Here is a 21,141-nt window from a genome sequence, read left to right as displayed (position 1 = left end):
GGGATCGGCGCTTCGCGTGAAGCGTGAGCGTTCGGCTATGCGCTTGGCAGGTCTGGAAGGGTTTCTGTCCCGCGTTCTCTCCCGCGCGCCGTTTCGTGCTGCCAGCCGGGCTCGACGGCGAAAGGCCGATTCCAACCCTGGTTTAACAGCGGAGCGGGCTCGAAATGGCGAAAAGTCGCCGAATTCGGAAGACATCGTGCGTTTCGGTCGAGCTCGTTGCGCGATATCGAAAGTGATCTTTCCGGTGACCTGTCCTTATTCGACAGGAGCTTTCTCTGTGCGCTTGAGGTTCGCTTAAGAACTTCCGAATCCGATGGTTTTTCGTCAACGGTAGCGTGTTCCGCGGTTAAACCAAGATTGACATAGCCCAGGTCGGCTCGTCCCTCTCGCCGGCGGTTCGGAAGCCCTCTTCGGCCATCGACCAGGTGCTCGTCTCGCCTGATCGCCAGCCGCCCGATAGGGAAAGCGGCGTGCGGCGGTGCATGTCGATCCTGGTTTAACAACGGATAGCGTGTTCGGATGCGGGGGCGAGCGGAATGCCAAGGGATTTCCTGCGGTGGAGCGGTAGGGCTCCTGCGGCAGCTCGGGGTTGGGATATACTGGGGGCATGAAACTCGCATCCGTCATCTTGGACATACCCACGCAGGCGCTCGACGCGCCGTATACCTACGCCGTCCCTGAAGAAGCGGGCGACCAGCCGATCGAGGTCGGCTGCGCCGTGCTCGTGCCGTTCGGGCCGCGGCAGGCCGTCGGCTTCGTCATCGGCATCGAGGAGCGCGCCGAAGGCGATTGGCCCGCAGGTCTCGACCCTGCCAAGCTCAAGGGCATCGTGCGCGCGGTGAGCCGCCCGTACTTCGACGAGGAGGGGGCTGCGTGCGCGCAGTGGCTCTCGGAACGCTACATCGCGCCGTTGTCGTCGTGCGTGCGCCTGTTCACGCCGCCTGGCGGCGTGCCGCGCATGGTGCGCGCGCAGGGAGGCTACTGGCGTCTTGAAGAGCCGACGGTGGGGGAAGTCGACGACCGCTGGGTGGTGCCGGGGCCTGCGCTCGCGGACTTCGAGCCGCGCAAGAACGCCGTGAAGCAGGCGTCCATCGCGGCCGCGCTCGAGCGCGGCGAGCTGCGCGTGGCCGAGCTGACGGCCGAGTTCGGCGCGGTGTCGTCGCCTCTCAAGGCACTGAAGAAGCAGGGCGTCGTGCGCATCGAGCACCGCCGTCGCATGCGGGGCTTTCAGGTTCCGTCGGCCTGCCGGCCGACGGAGCGGGCCGACGCCGCGGCTTCCCGCAACGCCCGATATACGGCCGTCGACGAAGGCTCGCGCACCGAAGTGCGCCACGTTTCCGTCATCGACCCCGGCTCAAGCGCTGCGGAAACGCTCGCTGACTCACTGCGCCAACCAGCGGCCGTCCAACCTGCGAGCCTCCAGCCCGCAGGCGCAGTCCAACCCGCAGGCTCCTTCACCCCCTCGCCCAAGCCGCCGCTGACGCGAGGACAGGCCGATGCGCTCGCGGCCATCGACGCGGCGCGCTCGCGCGGCGCGGGCGAGGTGGTGCTCGTGGACGGCGTCACCGGCTCGGGCAAGACCGAGGTGTACCTGCAGGCCATCGAGGAGACGCTGGCCGCCGGGCGCACGGCGTGCGTGCTCGTGCCCGAGATATCGCTGACGCCGCAGACCGTGGCGCGCTTCCGCGGCCGCTTCGGCGATCTGGTGGCCGTCATGCACTCGCGCATGAGCCAGGGCGAGCGCTACGACCAGTGGGATTTTATCCGCTCGGGCGCGGCGCGCGTGGTCGTGGGCGCCCGCAGCGCGCTGTTCACGCCGCTTTCGAACCTCGGTCTCATCGTCATCGACGAGGAGCACGAAGGTTCCTACAAGCAGGACAGCGCGCCGCGCTACCATGCGCGCGACGTGGCCGTGTGGATGGCGCGGCGCGCCGGGGCCGCCGTGGTGCTGGGAAGCGCCACGCCCTCCATCGAGGCGCTGCACGCCTGCGCGAAAAACCCCTCATGGCATCAGGTGAGCCTGCCCGAGCGCGCGAACGGCAAACCGTTGCCCGAGGTGCAGGTGGTGGACATGGCGAAGGAGTTCAGCGGCGGGTCGCGTTCGATGTTCGCGCTGCCGCTGGCCCGCGCGCTCGAGGAGGAGCTGGCCGCCGGCCGCAAGGCGGTGCTGCTGCTCAACCAGCGCGGCTTCGCGAAATTCTTGCTGTGCCGGGAATGCGGTTTCGTGCCCGAGTGCCCCTCGTGCTCCACGTCGCTCACGTACCACGAACGCGGCAACTTCCTGATCTGCCATCACTGCGGCTATCGGATACCCACGCCGCCCGTGTGCCCGGAATGCGGCAGCCCCTACCTCAAGAAGTTCGGCGCGGGCACGCAGCGGGTCGAGGCCGAGCTGCGCGTGCTGCTCGACGAGATGCCCGGCGTGGGCCCGGGGGTGCCCATCGTGCGCATGGACGCCGACACCACGAGCGGCAAGGGCGCGCACCAGCGTCTGCTCGAGGAGTTCGCCGCCGCCGACGCCGCCGTGCTGCTGGGCACGCAGATGATCGCGAAGGGCCTCGACTTCGAGGACGTCACGCTCGTGGGCGTCATCAACGCCGACACCATGCTGAAGCTGCCCGACTACCGCGCCTCCGAGCGCACGTTCGACCTTGTGGAGCAGGTGGCGGGTCGCGCGGGCCGCGCCGAGCTGCCGGGCCGCGTGCTCGTGCAGACCTACGAGGCCGACGCTCCCGCCATCCGCGCGGCCGCCGCCTACGACCGCGCCCTGTTCCTGCGCGACGAGCTGCCGAAGCGCCGCCTGCTGGGCTACCCGCCCTACGTGCGCATGGCGAACGTGCTGGTGTGGAGCAAGGACGAGCCGGCCGTGCGCCGCGTGGCGGCCGAGCTGCAGGCGGCGCTGGAGGAGGCGGTGCGCGACTTCGGCGGCGACGGTTGGAGCGTGCTGCCCGCCACGCCGTGCGTGCTGGCGAAGCTGCGCGGCACGTACCGCTGGCACATCGTGGTGAAGTGCCCGGCTGACGCCGACCTGTCCGATGCGCTGCTGCCCCTCTTCCGCCGCCGCAAGCCCGACAGGGATGCGAACGTGGCCGTGGACGTCGATCCCGACGATCTGCTGTAGCGCGCTCGCGCCGCGGCTTGGCGGACGTTCGGCCTACCAGCCCTCCATGAACCAGGCGACCGTGAACGCCACGCGCTCGCCCCAGGCCGCGATGTCCTCGTCCGAAATGGGCGCGCGCAGCGAGGATCGGTTCGCGTACGCCCAGTCGTACAGCGCTGCGGAATCGACGAATCGCTGCGGCTTCGAGGACGACCCCAGCACCACGGCGTAGTACTCGTGCCCGTCTCCGCGGTTCACGGCCGTCGCCGCGCAGGGCCCGGCGGCCAGCGTGTAGCCGGTCTTGGCCGCGCACGCGCCCGGGTAGCTGCCCAGCAGGGCGTCGGTGTTCTCCAGCGCCAGCGTCACGGGCGCCCCGTCGCGCTGGACCGTGATGTCTGCCTGCGAGAACCCGATGTTCGCTCGGACGAGGTCGATCTGCATGGCCGCGCGCAGCATTGTCGCCACGTCGGCCGCGCAGCTGTACTGCCCCTGGGCGAACGCGTCGAAGTCCAGGCCGTGCGGGTTCGCGAAGAACGAGTTCTCCAGCCCCAGCTCGGCCGCCTTCGCGTTCATGGCCTCGACGAACGCCGCCTCGCAGGCGTACGCGTCGCCGCCCGACCCCTTCTGCGCCAGCATCCGCGCTCCGGCCGCTTGGGCGATGGCCGACGCCGCGTCGTTGCCCGAAGCCGTGAGCAGCGCCTTCAGCGCGTCGTCGAAGGTCATCGAGTCGCCTTGCGCGAGCCCGGCGCTCGATTCGCCGACGCTGGCGGCTTCGGGCGTGACCTCGATCATCGTCGATGCGTCCAGCCAGTCCGCCGCCACGATCGCGGTCATGATCTTCGTCAGCGAGGCGATCTGCGCGGCGTCATCGGCGTTGCGGCCGAACCACAGCGTGCCGTCCTCGTCCATGAGCGCGGCACAGGATGCGTCGAGGTCGGGAAGCCGGTCGGGCGGCAAGGCGCGCTCGGCGGCGCTGAGACGGAGCGCCATGTCGTCCTCGTCCACGGAACCGAAGGCGGCCGCGAGCGGCAGGCACGCCAGGAGGCCGACCAGGGTCAGGCAGGCGGCTGCGCGGAGATGGCGGCGTCGGGCGTTCATCGGCTGCTCCTCGGGTGCGTGCGGAGGGTTCGTCTGCGTAACAGTATACGCGCTGGAGAGCGTCGCATGGGAAGCGGCTTAAAACGGTTTTATCGGTTCTCGCGGGCCTCCGTTCATGTCGGATCGTAGGTTTTCGGCAAGACCGTGGTATCCTAGCTGATCGTGAGGCGTTCTCGCGGGTGTCGAAGGAGGGATGGGCTGTGGGAAAGAAAGCGGCGCGTTGCGTCTGCTCGGCGATGGCCGCATTGCTGATGGCAACAACCGTCTTCGTCGTTCCCGCGGCGGCCGATGTCGGCGGTTCGCGGGATGCATCCGAGGACGTTCGAGTGGTGCGCGTGGCGTTCCCCGAGGTCGAAGGCATCAGCGTGACCGATGCCGACGGCGTGCGCTCCGGCATCCTCTACGATTGGCTCGCGGAGGTTTCCAAGTACACCGGATGGACCTATGAGTTCGTGGACGGCGATGTCCAAAGTCTCATGAAACGGACGTCTGCGGGAGAGATCGACCTCATGGGCGGCATGTACTATCGGGAGCAGCTCGTCGATTCGTTCCAGTATTCGAACTTCGCCATCGGTGCGAACCACGCCCTGCTCATCAGCCTCGAAGAGAACGACGATGTCGTCGTCTTCGACTCTCGCACGCTCAACGGCAAGACCATCGGCGTGTTCGAGAACGCTACCGAGAAGATTCGCCGTCTCGAAAACTACCTCGATTTCAACGATATCCACTGCATCGTCCTGCCGCTCGACTACGATGCCTACTCGAAATGCCTGGACGACGGCACCGCCGACGTGGTGCTGGGCGGCGACGTGGACGTCACCGAAGGCCGCAGGGTCGCCGCCGAGTTCGACGGCGAACCGTACTACATAGCCATGCCGTTCGGAAGCGATCTGAAGGACGATCTGGATGCAGCGATGACGTCGATCTACACGGCGAATGCCGAGTTCGCGAACGAGCTCGATGCAAAGCACCTGCCGTCCCGCCGCCAATGCGCCATCAAGTTCTCCGAAGCCGACCGTGCGTTCATCGACAATGCAGGCGAGATCAGCGTGGCCGTCATGCAGGGCCGCTACCCGCTGTACTACGAGCGCGACGGACTGTACCAGGGCATCGTGAAGGATGTGCTCGACCTGGTCACCGAGCGCACGGGGCTCGCGTTTCGCCTCGTGCATGCCAGTACGTACCAAGATGCCGTCGACCTGGTTAAATCGGGGGAAGTGGACATGATGGGCGGCTTCTTGGACGACGGCTACGCGGCGGACGGCCAACAGCTCGCCATCACCGAGAGCTTCGCGTCGCTCAACGAGGTGGTGTTCCGCAACAAGCTGGCTTCCTCCGGGAAACGGTCTTCGCCCAGATCGAAGGGCGTGATGGCACCGACGGCGTGGAGGCTTCCGAGGTCGTGCACTACCGTACCTACGAAGACTGCCTCGAAGCGGTGAACTCCGGACGCGCCGACGCCACCAGCATGCCCGTCGCGTTTGCGGAAGGCCTGTTCATCGACCACTCGTTCAGCAACATCACGCCGGCAACCTCCGAGCATCATGAGGCGGGCCTTTCGTTCGCCCTCGCCAAGCCCGTGGACACGGAGCTGTACTCGATCATGAGCAAGGCGGTGAACAGCTTCTCGCAGGACGAGCTGGACACCATCGCGTCGCACAATAGCATGCCCTCGTTCGGCAAGCAGCGCACCATTCAAGCGCTCGTCTCCGAGAACCCCTTGCTCGTCGTGGCGTTGAGCCTCGTGCTGTGCCTGTTCGTGGGCGCTATAGTCATCGTGGTGTCGGTGGCGAAGGTGCGCAACCGCATGATGGAGATGAAGCTGGAGAAGGTGGAGGAGATGGGTCGAGCGAAGACCGACTTCCTCTCGCGCATGTCCCATGAGATCCGAACGCCGATGAACGCCATCATCGGGCTTTCGAGCGTGGCGTCGCTGTCGGGAGAAGCCACGCCGTCCATTCGCTCGAGTCTCGAGAAGATCAACATGTCGGCCCAGTTCCTGCTGTCGCTCGTGAACGACATCCTCGATATGTCGAAGATCGAGAACGACAAGATGCGCATAGAGACGGCGCCGCTCCGCCTGCGTTCGCTGGCCGAGCGTCTGCAGAGCATGTTCTTTCTCCAGGCCGAGGACAAGGGAGTCCTGTTCGAGACCCGCTGCGATGCCGACGACGTCGTGGTGGGCGACGACGTGCGGCTGCAGCAGGTGCTGGCGAACCTCTTGTCCAACGCGCTCAAGTTCACCGATCCGGGGGACGCCATCCGGCTGAGCGTGGTCGTGCTCATGCGCGACGAGGGAAGCGCGCGTGTGCGCTTCAGCGTGGAAGATACCGGCGCGGGCATCCGCGAGGAGGATCTCGAGCGCATTTTCGTGTCGTTCGAGCAGGCGTCCGAGAATCGCCGCAACGCGCAGGGGACGGGTCTCGGCCTGGCTATCAGCAGCAACCTCGTACGACTCATGGGAGGAAGGCTGGACGTGCAGAGCCGCGTCGGCGAGGGTTCGGAGTTCTTCTTCGTGCTGGAGCTGCCGACGGCCGACGAGGAGGCTTTGGGGGACGAGGAGACCCCTGCGGAAACGGCCGACCGGTCGCTTGCGGGCACGCGCGTGCTGCTTGCCGAAGACAACGATCTGAACGCCGAGATCGCCGTGGCGCTGCTCGACATGCAGGGCGTCGAGGCGCGGCGTGCGGCGAACGGGCGCGAAGCCGTGGACATGTTCGAAGCTTCGGAGCCGGGAGCGTTCGATTTCGTGTTGATGGACGTGAAGATGCCGTTGCTCGACGGCCTCGAGGCGGCGATCGAGATCCGCTCGCTCGATCGGGAAGACGCTCGCACGGTGCCCATCATCGCGCTCACGGCCAACACGTTCCAGGAGGACCGCGAGGACGCGGCCGCTGCCGGGATGGACGGCTTCATCCCCAAGCCCTTCGATGCCCAGCAGCTCTACGAGACGCTGCGCAGCTACCTGCCGCGCAAGGGGTAGGCTCACGGTTGCGGCGCAAGTTCGCGAGCCTCGCAAAACCTGCGCAAGCGTCATATTCGTCAGCAAGATGACGGAAAAGTGTGGTATATTATTTGGCTGTATCTTTGCGCCTGGTGCGTATGTATACTCATGCCCTGCGCGCAGTCCGGTCGGAAAGGAAGATCACGTGGCCCAAGCCTCAAGCAAGCAAGCCCAAGAGCGGAACAACGCGGCGGTTGCCTCGATCGAAGCCGAAGACATCCTGGAGGAAGACGCCCTCGACGACGAGCCTGATGTGGTCGACGCCGGCGACGGACTCGACGACGATAAGCTTGAAAGCCCCCTGTCCGATGACAGCGACGACGAAGACCTGCTCGAAGGCATTCCTGAAGAGGAGCTTAAGGCGACGGTCGAGGTTCAGCTGCCCAAGGTGGCGGGCAAGAGCAAGGTGCGCTCCGTGCGCAAGCGCAATGCCGACGCCAGCGTGACCATGCTCACGGGCGACCCCGTCCGCATGTATCTCAAGGAGATCGGCAAGGTCCCGCTGCTCACGGCCGCCGAAGAGATCGACCTCGCCATGAAGATCGAGGCCGGCGTGGCCGCCATGGAGGAGCTTGAGAAAGCGGAAGACGAGGGCATCGAGCTCGAACGCCGCGAGAAGCGCCGCCTCGGCCGCATCGAGCAGGTGGGCATCGACGCGAAGCAGCAGCTTATCGAGGCGAACCTGCGTCTCGTCGTGTCCATCGCCAAGCGCTACGTAGGACGCGGCATGCTGTTCCTCGACCTTATCCAGGAGGGCAACCTCGGCCTCATCCGCGCCGTCGAGAAGTTCGACTACACGAAGGGCTTCAAGTTCTCGACGTACGCCACCTGGTGGATCCGCCAGGCCATCACGCGCGCCATCGCCGATCAGGCCCGCACCATCCGCATCCCCGTGCACATGGTGGAGACCATCAACAAGCTCGTGCGCATCCAGCGCCAGCTGTTGCAGGAGCTCGGCCGCGAGCCCAGCCCCGAGGAGATCGGCAAGGAGATGGGTCTGCCCGCCGAGCGCGTGCGCGAGATCCAGAAGATCTCGCAGGAGCCCGTGTCGCTGGAAACGCCTATCGGCGAGGAGGAGGACTCCCAGCTGGGCGACTTCATCGAGGACGATGCCGCCGTGGTGCCGCCCGACGCCGCCTCGTTCAGCATGCTGCAAGAGCAGCTGTCGAAGGTGCTCGACGGCCTGGCCGAACGCGAGCGCAAGGTGATCAGCCTGCGCTTCGGCCTGGAGGACGGCCATCCCCGCACGCTCGAGGAGGTCGGACGCGAGTTCGGCGTCACGCGCGAGCGCATCCGCCAGATCGAGAGCAAGACGCTGGCGAAGCTGCGCCACCCGTCCCGCTCGAGCAAGCTGAAAGACTACCTGGAAGATTAAGGTTCCGGCGGCCTGACGGCCGTCGGAACGGGCCGACGCTGCGAAGGACCCTGGCGCCCCGCTTTGGCGCGATGGCGAAGACTCGCGTACGCAACGTACGCTTCGCCTTCTCCATCCCGCCAATTCGGAACACCAGGGTCCTTCTCGCTGACTTACTACGCCAACCTGCGGCATGCGAAGATTGGATCTGCGCTGTATGGATAACGAAAACCTCGAACTGTTCGCTAGCTGCCTGTCCGGTTTGGAGGCGCCGCTCGCCGAAGAGCTGAAGCGTCTGGGCATCAAGCGCGTGCGCCCCCTCGGCGGGGGCGTCGCCTTTTTCTGCGACGTGCGCCATGCGTTGTCGGCGTGCCTGTGGTCGCGGCTGGCTTCGCGCATCCTCGTGGTGGTGGGGCGCGTGAACGCAGGCGATGCGAACCTGCTGTACGAGGGCGTGCGGCGCATCGCCTGGGAGGGCGTCATCGTTCCGGGCGCGAGCATGTCCGTGCAGGCGCACGGCATGAACGACGAGCTGCGCAACACCCGGTTCACGGCGCTCAAGGTGAAGGATGCCGTATGCGACCGTTTGCGTGAGATGCGCGGCGAACGTCCCGACGTCGACGCCGATCATGCCGACGTTTCGGTGGATGTGCGCGTGCGGGAGGGGCGCGCCACGATCTCGCTCGACCTGTCGGGCGAATCGTTGTACCACCGTTCCTATCTCACGCCCGACGACGGTCCTGACGCCCCGCTGTCGTGCGCGCTCGCGGCCGGACTTCTGGCGCTGGCAGGTTGGCGCACCCGCGGAAGCCGCGGCGAGGCGCTGGTCGATCCGGCGTGCGGCGACGGCTTCCTGGTGGTGGAGGCGGCATCTGCCGCGTGCGACCTGGCTCCGGGCCTTACGCGCGAGCGCTGGGGTTTCTTCGGCTGGGTGCCTTCGGATCCTGACGTCTGGAACGAGCTCATCGACGAGGCGGACGAGCGGTTCGAACGCGGCCTCGCGTCGGCCACGGCGCCGGGCGCGCTCGACGGCCCCGCGTCGGCACCGCCCGATCCGGCGCATGTGCGCTTCGCGGGCGCGTCCACGTCGTCTCCGGCCATAGCGCGGGCGCGCGTCCACGCCAAGCGCGCGGGCTTGCGCCAGGCCGTCAGCATCGAGCTTGCGGACGCGCAGAGCGTTGACGAGTTGGTGTCGCGCGTGTGTGCCGCTGCCGGCAGGGCGCGCGGCGGAGAGGCGGCCTCGTGCACGGTCGCCAGCGTGCTGCCCACGGGCGAGCGGGCCCAGTCCGACGCGCGCTCGCAGGCTGACGCGGCCGCGTTCGTGCGTGCGGCTTCGGTCGCTCCGGCGGGCTCGACGTTCGCCGTGGCCGGCGGCGAGATCGTGGAGGCGCGCTTCGGCGTCGCGCCCGCGGTGCGCGCCGTGCTCGGCCGCGACCGCGTGGAGACCGAGGCGCTCGTGTTCGACAAGCCTCCCATGGAGGCCGTGAAGGTGGTCGTGCCCGATCCCGCGGGCGGCGCCGAGCATGTGGTGGAGGTGCTGGAGCCGACGTCCGAGCAGTTCGCCGCACGGCTGCGCAAAACGGCCAAGGAGCGCCGCAAGTGGGCGCGCCGTGAAGGCGTGTCGTGCTACCGCGTGTACGATGCCGACCTGCCCGACTACGCCGTGGCCATCGACGTGTATCCGGGCGCGGGCGATGCCGAGGGCAACCTGTACCTGCACATCGCCGAGTACGCGGCGCCCTCGACCATCGATCCCGGCAAGGCGCAGCGCCGCTACGACGACGTGCTGGCGCTCGCGCCCGTGGTGCTGGGCGTGCGCCCCGACCACGTGTTCTCGAAGGTGCGCCGCCGCGACAAGGGCGGCAGCCAGTATCGCGACTCGAGCCGGCGCTCCTACGTCACCCAGGTGCGCGAGGACGGCTATCTGTTCGAGGTCGATCTGGCCGGTTACCTGGATACAGGCCTGTTCCTCGACCATCGTCTCACGCGCGAGCTGGTGGGGAAGAAGGCCGAGGGGAAGCGTTTCCTCAACCTGTTCGCCTACACGGGTTCGGCGAGCGTGCATGCAGCCGGTGGCGGCGCCAAGAGCACTGCGACGGTGGACTTGTCGCAGACCTACCTCGACTGGGCCGCGCGCAATATGGCAGCCAACGGCTTCGAGGGGGAGCAGCATACCTTCGAACGCGGCGACACGATGGCGTGGATCACCGAAGCGCGCCGCACCGGCCGCCGTTTCGACCTCGTGTTCGTCGATCCGCCCACGTTCTCCAACTCCAAGGCCATGGGCAAGCGCACGTGGGACGTGCAGCGCGACCATGTGGAGCTGCTCATCGGCGTGTCGCGCCTGCTGTCGGAAGAGGGCGAGGCCGTGTTCTCGTGCAACCTCCGTTCGTTCAAGCCCGACGAGGAGGCGCTGGCCAAGTACGGCGTCACGCTCGAGGACATCACGGCGCAGACCATTCCCCACGACTTCGAACGCAACCCCCGTATCCATAAATGCTACCTGGTTAAAAGAACCCAATAACCCGTCTTCCTGTTCCTCGACGCGGCGTACGGGCTGTCGACGGTGCCGGTGATGGCGAAAAAGCATCGAATTCGGAAACCTCGCACCGGCTTTCGCGGACGCCGGTCGGCTTCCTTTTGCGAAACGCCTGGTCGCGCAGTCGCCTTTCCTGCATACATTGTGCCGAGTGTGTCCGAAAGGACGCGGCGGTTTCCAAATTCGACGTCTTTTCGTCATTTTCAGCCCGATGCGCTGCAGCGTCGGGCTTTTGCTCGGTCTTATCGTATTGCAAGATATTCGCAGATCAGATATATTTAGTATTGCTAGGTGATAGAGAGAAGGGTTCGGAATGCAGCTCCGGTTCGCGCAGCAGATGAAGAAGGGCGCGCTCGACATGCTCGTCTTGAAGCTGCTGCAGCACGAGGAGAAATACGGCTATCAGCTGATCAGCGAGCTTCGCGACCGCTCGAACGGCGCGCTCGCGCTCAAGGAGGGCACGCTGTACCCCATCCTCTACCGGCTTGAGGACGGCGGCCTCGTGACCAGCCGCATGAGCGCGCACGTCGCGAAGGAGCCCGCGCGCAAGTACTACGCGATCACCGAGGCGGGGCGCGACGCGTTGCGCGAGATGTACGAGATCTGGAACGAATTCGACGGACATGTGCGGTCGATCATGGAGGAGGAGCAATGAACAAGGAATCCTATGTGAAGGCGGTTGCGAAGCGTCTGACCTGCTCGAAAGCGCGCCAAGCCGAGTTCGTGCGCGACCTCGAATCCGACATCGCCGCTGCTCTGTCAGCAGGCGAGACCTGGGAGCAGGTGGAATCCCGCATGGGCGACCCGCGTCAGGTGGCGCAAGAGTTCAACGAGGATCTCTCCGAAGCGGAGCGAGCCGCCGGCAAGAAGCGCAAGCGCACCAAGACGATAGCCATCGTGGCGGCCGTCGCGGTCGTCATGGTGGCGATCATCGGAGCCGCGACCTGGTGGGTATCGCCGAAAACCGCCCCTGCGGGGCAAAGCTCCCACCAAACCGAGCAGCAGGTAATCGAGCGTGCGCAGGAGGTGGTCGCGCTGCTCGACGCGGGCGATTACGAAACGCTGCAGTCGATGTCGATCGACGAAATGAAAGTGGGTCTCAACGCCGAGATGATGGAGCAAGCGAGGGAGATCACGGTTCCCGGTGATTGGGGTGCCTTCGAGTCGTTCGGCAATGCGTACGCGACGGAAATCTCGCAATCCGGGCAGGTGTTCGATGTGGTGGAGGTCGTCGCCGTGTACGAGAAAGCGACGGTAACGTACGGCATCAGCTTTCTGAACGGCGAAGAGCTTGCCGGAATTCGTATGAGGTAGGCCCATCATGGAAACGTTCATCGCCCTCATCGTCGTCGGTGTTCTCATGTGCGTGTATGGCGCGTTCGTGTTCGCCGGCAACGTGAAATGCTTCAGCATCCTCGCCGGGGGAAGCAACTTTCTGGCGCTCAACCCGAGCGAGGCGCAGTATCGCCGGGAGGCTCGACGCTCAGGTGTGGCCATCTTCCTGCTCGCGATCGATTTTTGGTGCTTCGGGGCGTGGAGCTACGCCCAACAGGACGACGCGGTGCGCACGGCGTGCTTGGTCATCGGCATCGCGGCGGCCTTGGGCGTCGCCGTGCTCATCGCTCTTTCGCTGAAGACGCATGCCGACGTATTGAAGGAGCATCATGGGTGAGCCGATGAGGTTCGCGGGGAAAGTGGACGGGTGGTATTACGCGTTGACGGTGGGCGTCAACGTCATGCTGGCGTGGCCGCTCGCGTCGTTCTTCGCCGATCCTGCGAAAGAGGGCGCGTTCATAAGCGCCGTCGTCTGCTCGCTGTGCCTTGTCCTCTGCGACATCTTCATCATCCCTACGCTTCTTCGCAACTACGTCGAGTTCGACGGGAAGGGCAACCTGCTCATCGTGTTCGGCTTCCAGAAGGCGACGTATCCCGTCTCGAAGATCCGCCGGTTGCGCGAGACGTCCAACCCGTTGGCTTCCCTGGCGGCGTCGTTCGACCGCATCGAGCTGCGCATCGGCTACGAGGAGCTGATGATCGCCGTCAAGGACAAGGAAGAATTCTTCGCCGAGATCGAGCGGCGGTGCCCCCAGGTCGAGATCGTGCGAAGGGCCTCCGTTTCCAAGTCCAGGTGAGCTCCGGGCGACCCGGCGACCGCCGCATAAAAAACCGGTTGCGCGAGTCGTAGCGCAACCGGTTTCGATTTTCCTGGTGGGCCCAGCAGGGCTCGAACCTGCAACCAAGGGATTATGAGTCCCCTGCTCCACCATTGAGCTATAGGCCCGTAAAGCGTCCCGCTATTCTATCCCAAAACGGGCACCGATGCCAAGGGGATATCCGCAAGCCGATGCAAATCCTCTTCGAGAAATTTTCGAAAAAGGGGCTTGCGCGTATTCGAAACTACCGGTAGAATACTCAAACGTTGCGAACGACGCAACCGAAACGGTCGCTTGGCTCAGCGGGAGAGCATCGCCTTCACACGGCGGGGGTCACAGGTTCAAATCCTGTAGCGACCACCATGAATTCAAAAGCCTTCCTTTCGGAAGGCTTTTTCATATCCTCACGCTTTCAGCGTGAACTTCCAAGCGCAATTGCAGGAGTCGTCCGTCATATCGGGGAAACAGCTCAGGCATTCGCAGGAGATGCGGTCGTCGATGCTCTCGGCGAACACCCCGTACTCCACCACGCCCACGCTGCGGCAGGGATGGAACCCCATGCCTTTGCGCTTGCGCGCGTTCTGCACGCGGCAGTCGACGATGCGGTAGGTCAGCTCGTCGCCTTCCACGAGGATCTCGTCGACGTTCGCGGCCGACTGGCAGCGCAGCGCGAGCGCGCGGGCCAGACCCTCGATGCCGGGGCGCTCGTCCAGCCCGAGGAACTTCTTGATGCGTCGCGCCTCCGACACGCTGAAGCGCCGCCACGCCTCGATGTCATGGCGCACGGCCGTATCCATGCCCTCTTCTCGTTCGAGGGACTGAAACCAGGTGCCGTCGAGGGCGATGAGGTTCTTCGCGTATATCTCCAGAAGCTCGACGAGCTCGTCTTTCCCAAGGTTGCGCAAGGTGTCGTTCATGTGGGTGCTCCATCTTCTCGCTTTGGCTGGCGCGTATATCGCGTACGTAGGAATTATACTGCGCGCGAGCGGCTCCGGTTTTCCTCCCGCGTTCCTCAAATGGGCGGATCTATGGGTCTCGCCCTTCAGGTCGAGCGCAGGGCGGACGTTCGGACGGGCTGCCGGAGCTTCGGCGATTGCTGTACCGAACGGCGAAAACCGTTATACTGAATCGTTGCAACCATCCAACGAAGAGCTTCGATCAACGGAGAACCGACACTATGAGCATCGATAGTTTTGAAGCGAGCCGCAAGCGCTCCGACGAGATCCGCGCCGATCTTCCCATCCACCCCGAGAAGTACACTATGCTCACGGGCGACCGTCCCACGGGCCGTTTGCACATGGGCCACTACTTCGGCACCATCCGCGAACGCGTCGCGCTGCAGGACATGGGCATAACCACGCGCATCATCATCGCCGACTACCAGGTGATCACCGATCGCGACACCACCGAGCACATCCAGGACAACGTGTACAACATGGTGGTGGACTACCTGGCCTGCGGCATCGATCCCGAGAAGACCATCATCTTCACGCATTCGGCCGTTCCGGCGCTGAACCAGCTCATGCTGCCCTTCCTGTCGCTGGTCACCGAGTCCGAGCTTTTGCGCAACCCCACGGTGAAGTCCGAGATGGACGCGTCGGGCCATGCGCTCACGGGGCTTCTGCTCACGTATCCGGTGCACCAGGCGTGCGACATCCTGTTCTGCAAGGGCAACATCGTGCCGGTGGGCAAGGACCAGCTGCCGCACATCGAGCAGACCCGCCAGGTTGCGCGCCGTTTCAACGAGCGCTACGGCCACGTGTTCCCCGAGCCCGAAGGCGTGCTGAACGACGCGGTGGAGATCCCCGGCCTCGACGGGCGCAAGATGTCGAAGAGCTACGGAAACGCCATCAGCCTGTCGCTGACCGCGGAGGAAACCGCCAAGCTCATCAAGAAGTCGAAGACCGACGCCGACCGCATGATCACCTACGACAAGGAGAACCGCCCCGGCGTGTCGGCGCTCCTCACCACCGCCGCGCTGTGCACGGGCCGCACCGAGGTCGACATCGCCGAGGAGATCGGCGACGGCGGGTCGGGCACGCTCAAGAAGTACGTCACCGAGAGCGTGAACGAGTTCCTGGCGCCCATCCGCGAGCGTCGCGTGCAGCTGGCCGGTGACATGGACTACATCAAGGACGTGCTGCACGAGGGCAACCGCCGTGCCAACGAGATCGCGAACGCCACGCTCGATGAGGTAAGAGAAGCCATGAACATGGTTTATTAGACTTTTTGGCTTATGAACTGGCCTTATCATTGGAAATCTTGCAAGTGCCCAATTTTTGAAAATTCGGTATTGCGAAATGATGAGGTTCCGGTATAATCTTCACTTGCGCGATCAAGGGCGCACATTCCTCGGTAGCTCAACGGCAGAGCATCCGGCTGTTAACCGGAGGGTTGTAGGTTCGAATCCTACCCGGGGAGCCAGAATTTAACGGCAGGCCAGACGAACAGTCTGGTCTGTTTTTTTATTCCGTCGCATTCGGTATCGCATCGCCTGTCGCATCCGGCACCTTTCGCCTCGCGCACTTCGAAAAGTGCTGATCTTGTGTGCGAGCAAGTATCGGGCTCTGCTCCTCGGATTCTCCGTTGCAGGGCTTATACTGAGGTAGGCGACAACACGTCGCTTATGATCGCAACGCTGACAACACGGTTGCATGCGTCGCAGTATGAGCCCTTCGGGGTGGAAAGCTAGGTTTGTATGTCTCAAGGTACGGTTAAGTGGTTCAGCTCTGAAAAAGGTTACGGCTTCATCTCCCAGGAGAACGGCGAAGACCTGTTCGTCCATTTCAGCGAGATTCAGGGCGACGGCTACAAGAGCCTCGACGAAAATGCCAAGGTGGAATTCGTGATCGCGTCCGGTTCCAACGGCAAGAGCCAGGCCACGCAGGTGTGCGTGCTCTAAAGCTCTGAGCGCATGAACGAGCAAAAGCGGCCCTTAGGGGCCGCTTTTTTTTGCATGCAAGGCCGGGCTCTGCGGATCACGCTTCGCCGCGCAGCTTCTTCTCGCAGTCACGGATGGTCTTGTCGTAGTTGTCGATCTTGAAGTTCAGGCGATCGAGGCCGGCCTGCATCTCGGCGATGCGATGCTCCACGAGCGCACGTTGCTCCTCGAGCAGCGTTTTGCGCGCTTCGAGGGTCGAGTCGCCCTGGTCGTACAGCGCCATGTACTCGATGAGCGCCTCGATGGACACGCTGGCGGCCCGCATGCACTTCACGAACTGCACGCGCGCGCAATCTTGCTCGCTGTAGTCGCGGATGCCGCTTGCCGTGCGGGTGACGTTCGGCAGCAGGCCGATGCGCTCGTAATAGCGCAGCGTGTCGGCGGACAAGCCGTATTCCTTGCTCACTTCGGCGATCTTCATGGGAAGCTCCTTACCTCGTAGGTGCATTGAACCACATGGAGCCCACTCCAAGTCAAGCGATGGCGGGCAAGTCGGTTCGGACTCGCGTGCTCCCTTGACTTGGAGTGGGCTCAAAGGGATAGGATGGGTTCGTCGGATAGGGAAGGCGAAGGGCGGCAGGATGCCGGAACGCCTTCCGGTGAAAGGAAGGATGCATCATGGACATGAAGGAGAGCCTGGGGCCGGCGGCGGTGTTCCCGCTGGGCGAGGAGAACGAGACGTACGCGCAGTATTTCGTCGGCACGAGCTATCTGGCGTCGCTGACCGGGACGGATGCGGGCGTGAGCGTGAGCAACGTGACGTTCGAGCCGGGATGCCGCAACAACTGGCACGTGCACCATGTGGGGGGCCAGATCCTGCTGGTAACGGGCGGGCGCGGCTACTGCCAGGAATGGGGCCGGCCCGCGCGCGAGCTCAAGCCGGGCGATGCGGTGAGCATCCCGCCCGAAACGAAGCATTGGCACGGGGCGGCGCCGGACAGCTGGTTCTCGCACGTGGCCATCGCCGTGCCAGCCGAAGGCGCGTCGAACGAGTGGCTGGAGCCCGTCTCGGATGAGGAGTACGCCGCGCTGGCATAGCGCTCGCGGATGCTCACGGCTCGCACCGATATAGGAGCTTTCTGCGATTGGAGAAGCCGTTTCGCCGCAGGCGGCTTCTTCCGGTATCATAGACAAGTTGCGCCTGCGGGCGCAGCACCGCACCGAACCGCAAGCAGAAAGCGCGCACGCACCATGATCATGCAGCTCGAACATATCTCGAAGTCGTTCGGAGGGCGCCAGCTCTTCCACGACGTGACGTTCCGCCTGGAAGAATACGAGCGCCTGGCGCTCGTGGGCCCGAACGGCGCCGGCAAGACCACCATGCTCAACATCATCTCGGGCGCCGAGGATCCCGACGAGGGCCGGGTGCTGTTCGCGAAGGGCGCGCGCGTGGGCTACCTCGAGCAGGAGGCCATCGAGATGGCCGACCAACCCATCTTCGAGGAAGTCATGTCCTCGCAGGTGGAGGTGCTGGAAGCCGAGCGCCGCCTGCACAAGCTGGAAGCCGAGCTGGGCGAGGCCCCCACGCCGCAGCAGCTTGCCGCCGCCGGGCGCGCCCGCGACGCCTACGAGGTGCTGGGCGGCTACACCATCGAGGCGAAGGTGCGCAGCGTCATGTTCGGCCTGGGCTTCAAGGAAGACGACCTCGCGCGCTGCACCACCGAGTTCTCGGGCGGATGGCAGATGCGCATCGCGCTGGCGAAGCTGCTCATCCGCAACCCCGAGGTGCTGCTGCTCGACGAGCCCACCAACCACCTCGACCTGGAGAGCGTGAGGTGGCTCGAGGGCTTTTTGCGCGGCTACGCGGGCACGGTCATCGTGGTCAGCCATGACCGCGCGTTCATGGACAACATGGTGGACCGCGTGGCCGAGGTGGACAACGGCCAGGTGAACCTGTACAAGGGCAACTACTCGGCCTACCTCAAAACGCGCGAGGAGCGCCTGGAACGCCTGCGCGCCGAGGCGGCGAAGCAGGCCGAGGAGATCGCCCATATGGAGGCGTTCATCGAGAAGTTCCGCTACAAGGCCACGAAGTCCAAGCAGGTGCAGGACCGCGTGAAGAAGCTCGAGAAGATCAAGCGCATCGAGCTTCCCGAGGAGAAGAAAACCGTCAAGTTCAACTTCAAGCAGCCGCCGCGCACGGGCGACGAGGTGGTGCGCGCCCGCGGCCTCGTGAAGCGCTACGGCGACAAGGCCGTGTACGACGGCTTCGACTTCACCATGTACCGCGGCGACAAGATCGCGCTTGTGGGCCCCAACGGCGCGGGCAAGTCGACGCTGCTCAAGATGATCGCGGGCGCCATCGAGCCCGATGCGGGCACTATCGAGTACGGCGTGCACGTGTCGAAGACCTACTACGCGCAGCACCAGCTGGAGGAGCTGCATCCCGGCAACACCGTGTTCGAAGAGCTCGACCGCGTGGCGCCGGGCTGGAGCGTCTCGCAGGTGCGCACGCTGCTGGGCGCGTTCCTGTTCACGGGCGATGCGGTGGACAAGAAGGTGAGCGTGCTGTCCGGTGGCGAGAAGAGCCGCCTCGCGCTGGCGAAGATGCTGGTGGCCCCGCGGCCGCTTCTGTGCCTCGACGAGCCGACGAACCATCTCGACATCGCCAGCGCCGACATCCTGGAGCAGGCGCTCAAGGTGTTCGAGGGCACGATACTCTTCATCACGCACGACCGTCACCTCATCCGCGGGGTGGCGAACCGCATCGTGGAGATCGAGCCCAGGCGCGCGACGAACTACGACGGCGACTACGACTACTACCTGTTCAAGAGCGGACAGCTGGACGGGGACGGCCCTAGCGGCCCGTCGCTTGTGGACGAGATGCTGGACGAAGGCCCCAAAGCGAAGGCTGCGGGGAAGGGCAAGGACGCCAAGGGTGCGAAAGGGAAGGCGGTTGCGAAGACTCCGGCTGCGGCGAGCGGGTCCCAAGCCGAGCTCACGGCGCCGCGCGCGAGTTCGCCCAAGACCAAGGAGCAGAAGCGCCGCGAGGCTGAAGCTCGCAACCGCGCCTACGCCGCGCTCAAGAACCATCGCAAGCGAATCGCCGAGCTGGACAAGCAGATGGAGCGCGACAACGCGCGCATGGCCGAGCTGCTGGAGCTCATGGCCGACCCTACCTTCTACATCAACGAGGACGTCTCGTCTGACGCCGTGGCCGAGCACGCCAAGCTCAAGCAGCGCCTGGCCGCCGCCGAGGAGGAGTGGTTCCTGCTCACCGAGGAGCTGGAGGAAGAGATGGCGAGGCAGGCGGAGCAGCTGTGACGCGGCCTTTGAACATCGTGCTGGTGGAGCCGGAGATCCCGCAGAACACGGGCAACATCGCGCGCACGTGCGCCTGCACGGGAGCGCGGCTGCACCTCGTAGAGCCCATGGGATTTCGCCTGACGCAGAAGAACCTCGCGCGTGCGGGCTGCGACTACTGGGACGAGGTGGATATCGTGCGATGGCCGTGCGCCGAGGCGTTCTTCGAGGCTCATGCAGCCGACGAGCTGCACCTGTTCACCGGGCAGGCCTGTCGAGGGTTCGGCGACGTGGCGTACGGGGAGGGATCCTTCCTCGTGTTCGGCCGCGAGAGCCGGGGCCTGCCCCTCGGCCTCATCGAGGCGCACGCGAACCGCTGCGTGCGCATCCCCATGCGCGAGGGCCTGCGCAGCCTCAACCTGTCCAACGCCGTGGCGGTGGCCGCCTACGAAGCCCTGCGCCAGCAAGGATGGCCGGGACTGGGGTAGGAGCTGCAGGTTGACCCAGCCGTCCAAGCGGGCATTTTCGCGCTTTAGCAAGATAAAGCGCGCGGAGGACGTGGAACGCGTGTATACTTGACCGCATTGTCTGCGTCACGTATCAAGGAGGTCGTTCCCATGGCTCGAGTGTACAACTTCTCCGCCGGTCCCGCCGTTCTGCCCGAGGAGGTGCTGCGCGAAGCCGCTGACGAGATGCTCGACTACCGCGGTTGCGGCATGTCCGTCATGGAGATGAGCCATCGCTCCAAGCCCTTCGCCGCCATCATGGAGGCCGCCGAGCAGGACATCCGCGACCTCATGGACATTCCCGACAACTACCGCGTGCTGTTCCTACAGGGCGGCGCGTCCACGCAGTTCGCGATGATCCCCATGAACCTCATGAAGAACAAGGTGGCCGACTACATCGTCAGCGGCTCGTGGTCGAAGAAGGCGTTCAAGGAAGCGAAGATCTTCGGCGATGCCCGCTGCGTCGCCTCCTCCGAGGACGAGAACTTCAGCTACGTGCCCGACGTGCGCGCCCTCCAGCTGTCCGACGACGCCGACTACGTCTACATCTGCCAGAACGAGACCATCTACGGCACCGTGTACCACGAGCTGCCCAACACGAACGGAAAACCGCTGGTGGCCGACGTGTCGTCGTGCTTCCTGTCCGAGCCCATGGACGTGTCGAAGTACGGCCTCATCTACGGCGGCGTTCAGAAGAACGTGGGCCCGGCCGGCGTGACTATCGTCATCATCCGCGACGACCTCGTGTCCGAGCCTTTGCCCGGCACGCCCACCATGCTGCGCTACGACACGCATGTCGACGCGAAGAGCCTGTACAACACCCCGCCTGCGTACGGCATCTACATGTGCGGCAAGGTGTTCCAGTGGCTGAAGGCCCAGGGCGGCCTCGAGGCCATGAAAGAGCGCAACGTTGAGAAGGCGCAGCTTCTGTATGACTTCCTCGACCAGAGCGCGCTGTTCAAGGGCACCGCGCGCAAAGAGGACCGCTCCATCATGAACGTGCCGTTCGTCACCGGAAGCGACGAGCTGGACGCGAAGTTCGTCGCCGAAGCGAAGAAGGTCGGCATCGAGAGCATCAAGGGCCACCGCAGCGTGGGCGGCATGCGCGCCAGCATCTACAACGCCATGCCCCGCGAAGGCGTCGAGGCCCTCGTGAAGTTCATGGGCGAGTTCGAGCGCGAGAACGCGTAGGCGGCGCGAACC

18 protein-coding genes and 3 tRNA genes are annotated in these 21,141 nt (G+C 64.9%); 17 read left to right on the top strand and 4 right to left on the bottom strand.

What is annotated here, in order from left to right:
* Window positions 1-607 precede the first annotated feature (607 nt).
* Complete coding sequence (gene priA, locus GT590_RS06345; RefSeq protein ID WP_161170956.1) at window positions 608-3,121, top strand: primosomal protein N'; 2,514 nt, start codon at window positions 608-610, stop codon at window positions 3,119-3,121.
* A 33-nt stretch (window positions 3,122-3,154) separates the two neighbouring features.
* On the opposite strand, the gene GT590_RS06340 is transcribed toward priA, so the two are convergent.
* A complete protein-coding gene (locus tag GT590_RS06340; protein ID WP_009608365.1) occupies window positions 3,155-4,198 on the bottom strand; it encodes a D-alanyl-D-alanine carboxypeptidase family protein in 1,044 nt (347 codons plus the stop codon).
* A gap of 200 nt (window positions 4,199-4,398) precedes the next feature.
* Here GT590_RS06340 and GT590_RS14510 point away from each other — a divergent pair, with 200 nt between their 5' ends.
* The 8 genes from GT590_RS14510 to GT590_RS06305 all read left to right on the top strand — a co-directional run bounded on the left by GT590_RS14510 (window position 4,399) and on the right by GT590_RS06305 (window position 13,227).
* Window positions 4,399-5,640, top strand: a complete 1,242-nt coding sequence (locus GT590_RS14510) for a transporter substrate-binding domain-containing protein (protein WP_009608320.1) — start codon at window positions 4,399-4,401, stop codon at window positions 5,638-5,640.
* Complete coding sequence (locus GT590_RS14505; RefSeq protein WP_233671151.1) at window positions 5,583-7,181, top strand: ATP-binding protein; 1,599 nt, start codon at window positions 5,583-5,585, stop codon at window positions 7,179-7,181. Before GT590_RS14510 ends, GT590_RS14505 begins: the two co-directional genes overlap by 58 nt.
* Before the next feature lie 166 nt (window positions 7,182-7,347).
* Window positions 7,348-8,577 (top strand): RNA polymerase sigma factor RpoD, encoded by a 1,230-nt coding sequence (gene rpoD, locus GT590_RS06330; RefSeq protein WP_009304563.1) that lies wholly within the window; start codon window positions 7,348-7,350, stop codon window positions 8,575-8,577.
* A gap of 196 nt (window positions 8,578-8,773) precedes the next feature.
* Complete coding sequence (gene rlmKL, locus GT590_RS06325) at window positions 8,774-11,080, top strand: bifunctional 23S rRNA (guanine(2069)-N(7))-methyltransferase RlmK/23S rRNA (guanine(2445)-N(2))-methyltransferase RlmL (protein WP_114519635.1); 2,307 nt, start codon at window positions 8,774-8,776, stop codon at window positions 11,078-11,080.
* A gap of 328 nt (window positions 11,081-11,408) precedes the next feature.
* The gene (locus GT590_RS06320) at window positions 11,409-11,750 is read left to right on the top strand and encodes a PadR family transcriptional regulator (protein ID WP_009304560.1); all 342 of its coding nucleotides are present in this window, start codon (window positions 11,409-11,411) and stop codon (window positions 11,748-11,750) included.
* Window positions 11,747-12,409 (top strand): DUF3887 domain-containing protein, encoded by a 663-nt coding sequence (locus GT590_RS06315; RefSeq protein ID WP_114519636.1) that lies wholly within the window; start codon window positions 11,747-11,749, stop codon window positions 12,407-12,409. The genes GT590_RS06320 and GT590_RS06315 overlap by 4 nt, the downstream gene beginning before the upstream one ends.
* 7 nt (window positions 12,410-12,416) lie before the next feature.
* Window positions 12,417-12,767, top strand: a complete 351-nt coding sequence (locus GT590_RS06310) for a translation initiation factor IF-2 (protein ID WP_114519637.1) — start codon at window positions 12,417-12,419, stop codon at window positions 12,765-12,767.
* Complete coding sequence (locus GT590_RS06305; protein ID WP_114518023.1) at window positions 12,760-13,227, top strand: PH domain-containing protein; 468 nt, start codon at window positions 12,760-12,762, stop codon at window positions 13,225-13,227. The genes GT590_RS06310 and GT590_RS06305 overlap by 8 nt, the downstream gene beginning before the upstream one ends.
* 74 nt (window positions 13,228-13,301) lie before the next feature.
* Here the strand turns inward: GT590_RS06305 and GT590_RS06300 are convergent.
* A tRNA-Ile gene (locus tag GT590_RS06300) sits at window positions 13,302-13,376 on the bottom strand.
* Between the two features lie 160 nt (window positions 13,377-13,536).
* Here GT590_RS06300 and GT590_RS06295 point away from each other — a divergent pair.
* Window positions 13,537-13,611 (top strand) — tRNA-Val (locus GT590_RS06295).
* 41 nt (window positions 13,612-13,652) lie between these two features.
* On the opposite strand, the gene GT590_RS06290 is transcribed toward GT590_RS06295, so the two are convergent.
* Window positions 13,653-14,165: a DUF6125 family protein gene (locus GT590_RS06290; protein WP_009304556.1), complete on the bottom strand. Its 513-nt coding sequence runs from the start codon at window positions 14,163-14,165 to the stop codon at window positions 13,653-13,655.
* A gap of 260 nt (window positions 14,166-14,425) precedes the next feature.
* On the opposite strand from GT590_RS06290, the gene trpS reads away from it, so the two are divergent.
* The 3 genes from trpS (at window position 14,426) to GT590_RS06275 (ending at window position 16,150) form a co-directional block, all read left to right on the top strand.
* Window positions 14,426-15,472, top strand: coding sequence for a tryptophan--tRNA ligase (trpS, locus tag GT590_RS06285; protein WP_035585479.1), 1,047 nt, complete (start codon window positions 14,426-14,428; stop codon window positions 15,470-15,472).
* A 125-nt stretch (window positions 15,473-15,597) separates the two neighbouring features.
* A tRNA-Asn gene (locus tag GT590_RS06280) sits at window positions 15,598-15,672 on the top strand.
* A 274-nt stretch (window positions 15,673-15,946) separates the two neighbouring features.
* Entirely contained in the window at window positions 15,947-16,150 is a 204-nt protein-coding gene (locus tag GT590_RS06275; protein ID WP_009304552.1) for a cold-shock protein, read from the top strand.
* 76 nt (window positions 16,151-16,226) lie between these two features.
* Here the strand turns inward: GT590_RS06275 and GT590_RS06270 are convergent, their stop codons facing one another.
* Window positions 16,227-16,610 carry a MerR family transcriptional regulator gene (locus GT590_RS06270; RefSeq protein WP_114519639.1) on the bottom strand — a complete coding sequence of 128 codons (384 nt, stop codon included), beginning with the start codon at window positions 16,608-16,610 and terminating at the stop codon, window positions 16,227-16,229.
* A 197-nt stretch (window positions 16,611-16,807) separates the two neighbouring features.
* On the opposite strand from GT590_RS06270, the gene GT590_RS06265 reads away from it, so the two are divergent.
* From GT590_RS06265 to serC, 4 genes are all read left to right on the top strand, one after another.
* Window positions 16,808-17,227: a cupin domain-containing protein gene (locus tag GT590_RS06265; protein WP_114519640.1), complete on the top strand. Its 420-nt coding sequence runs from the start codon at window positions 16,808-16,810 to the stop codon at window positions 17,225-17,227.
* 153 nt (window positions 17,228-17,380) lie between these two features.
* Window positions 17,381-19,453, top strand: a complete 2,073-nt coding sequence (gene abc-f, locus GT590_RS06260) for a ribosomal protection-like ABC-F family protein (RefSeq protein ID WP_161170955.1) — start codon at window positions 17,381-17,383, stop codon at window positions 19,451-19,453.
* Window positions 19,450-19,920: a tRNA (cytidine(34)-2'-O)-methyltransferase gene (locus GT590_RS06255; protein ID WP_015760523.1), complete on the top strand. Its 471-nt coding sequence runs from the start codon at window positions 19,450-19,452 to the stop codon at window positions 19,918-19,920. Before abc-f ends, GT590_RS06255 begins: the two co-directional genes overlap by 4 nt.
* A gap of 129 nt (window positions 19,921-20,049) precedes the next feature.
* On the top strand, window positions 20,050-21,129 hold the full coding sequence (gene serC, locus GT590_RS06250; RefSeq protein ID WP_009304547.1) for a 3-phosphoserine/phosphohydroxythreonine transaminase: 1,080 nt from the start codon (window positions 20,050-20,052) through the stop codon (window positions 21,127-21,129).
* The last annotated feature ends 12 nt before the right edge of the window (window positions 21,130-21,141 follow it).

Source organism: Eggerthella sp. BIOML-A1 (assembly GCF_009875595.1).
Taxonomy (GTDB): domain Bacteria; phylum Actinomycetota; class Coriobacteriia; order Coriobacteriales; family Eggerthellaceae; genus Eggerthella; species Eggerthella lenta.
Note: the sequence above shows the minus strand (reverse complement) of the source record. Positions and strands in the feature narration are given on the sequence as shown.

Coding starts and splice junctions, on each gene's coding strand:
- priA (WP_161170956.1), top strand. CDS start 608: ATGAAACTCGCATCCGTCATCTTGGACATACCCACGCAGGCGCTCGAC.
- GT590_RS06340 (WP_009608365.1), bottom strand. CDS start 4,198: ATGAACGCCCGACGCCGCCATCTCCGCGCAGCCGCCTGCCTGACCCTG.
- rlmKL (WP_114519635.1), top strand. CDS start 8,774: ATGGATAACGAAAACCTCGAACTGTTCGCTAGCTGCCTGTCCGGTTTG.
- GT590_RS06320 (WP_009304560.1), top strand. CDS start 11,409: ATGCAGCTCCGGTTCGCGCAGCAGATGAAGAAGGGCGCGCTCGACATG.
- GT590_RS06315 (WP_114519636.1), top strand. CDS start 11,747: ATGAACAAGGAATCCTATGTGAAGGCGGTTGCGAAGCGTCTGACCTGC.
- GT590_RS06310 (WP_114519637.1), top strand. CDS start 12,417: ATGGAAACGTTCATCGCCCTCATCGTCGTCGGTGTTCTCATGTGCGTG.
- GT590_RS06305 (WP_114518023.1), top strand. CDS start 12,760: ATGGGTGAGCCGATGAGGTTCGCGGGGAAAGTGGACGGGTGGTATTAC.
- GT590_RS06290 (WP_009304556.1), bottom strand. CDS start 14,165: ATGAACGACACCTTGCGCAACCTTGGGAAAGACGAGCTCGTCGAGCTT.
- trpS (WP_035585479.1), top strand. CDS start 14,426: ATGAGCATCGATAGTTTTGAAGCGAGCCGCAAGCGCTCCGACGAGATC.
- GT590_RS06275 (WP_009304552.1), top strand. CDS start 15,947: ATGTCTCAAGGTACGGTTAAGTGGTTCAGCTCTGAAAAAGGTTACGGC.
- GT590_RS06270 (WP_114519639.1), bottom strand. CDS start 16,610: ATGAAGATCGCCGAAGTGAGCAAGGAATACGGCTTGTCCGCCGACACG.
- GT590_RS06265 (WP_114519640.1), top strand. CDS start 16,808: ATGGACATGAAGGAGAGCCTGGGGCCGGCGGCGGTGTTCCCGCTGGGC.
- abc-f (WP_161170955.1), top strand. CDS start 17,381: ATGATCATGCAGCTCGAACATATCTCGAAGTCGTTCGGAGGGCGCCAG.
- serC (WP_009304547.1), top strand. CDS start 20,050: ATGGCTCGAGTGTACAACTTCTCCGCCGGTCCCGCCGTTCTGCCCGAG.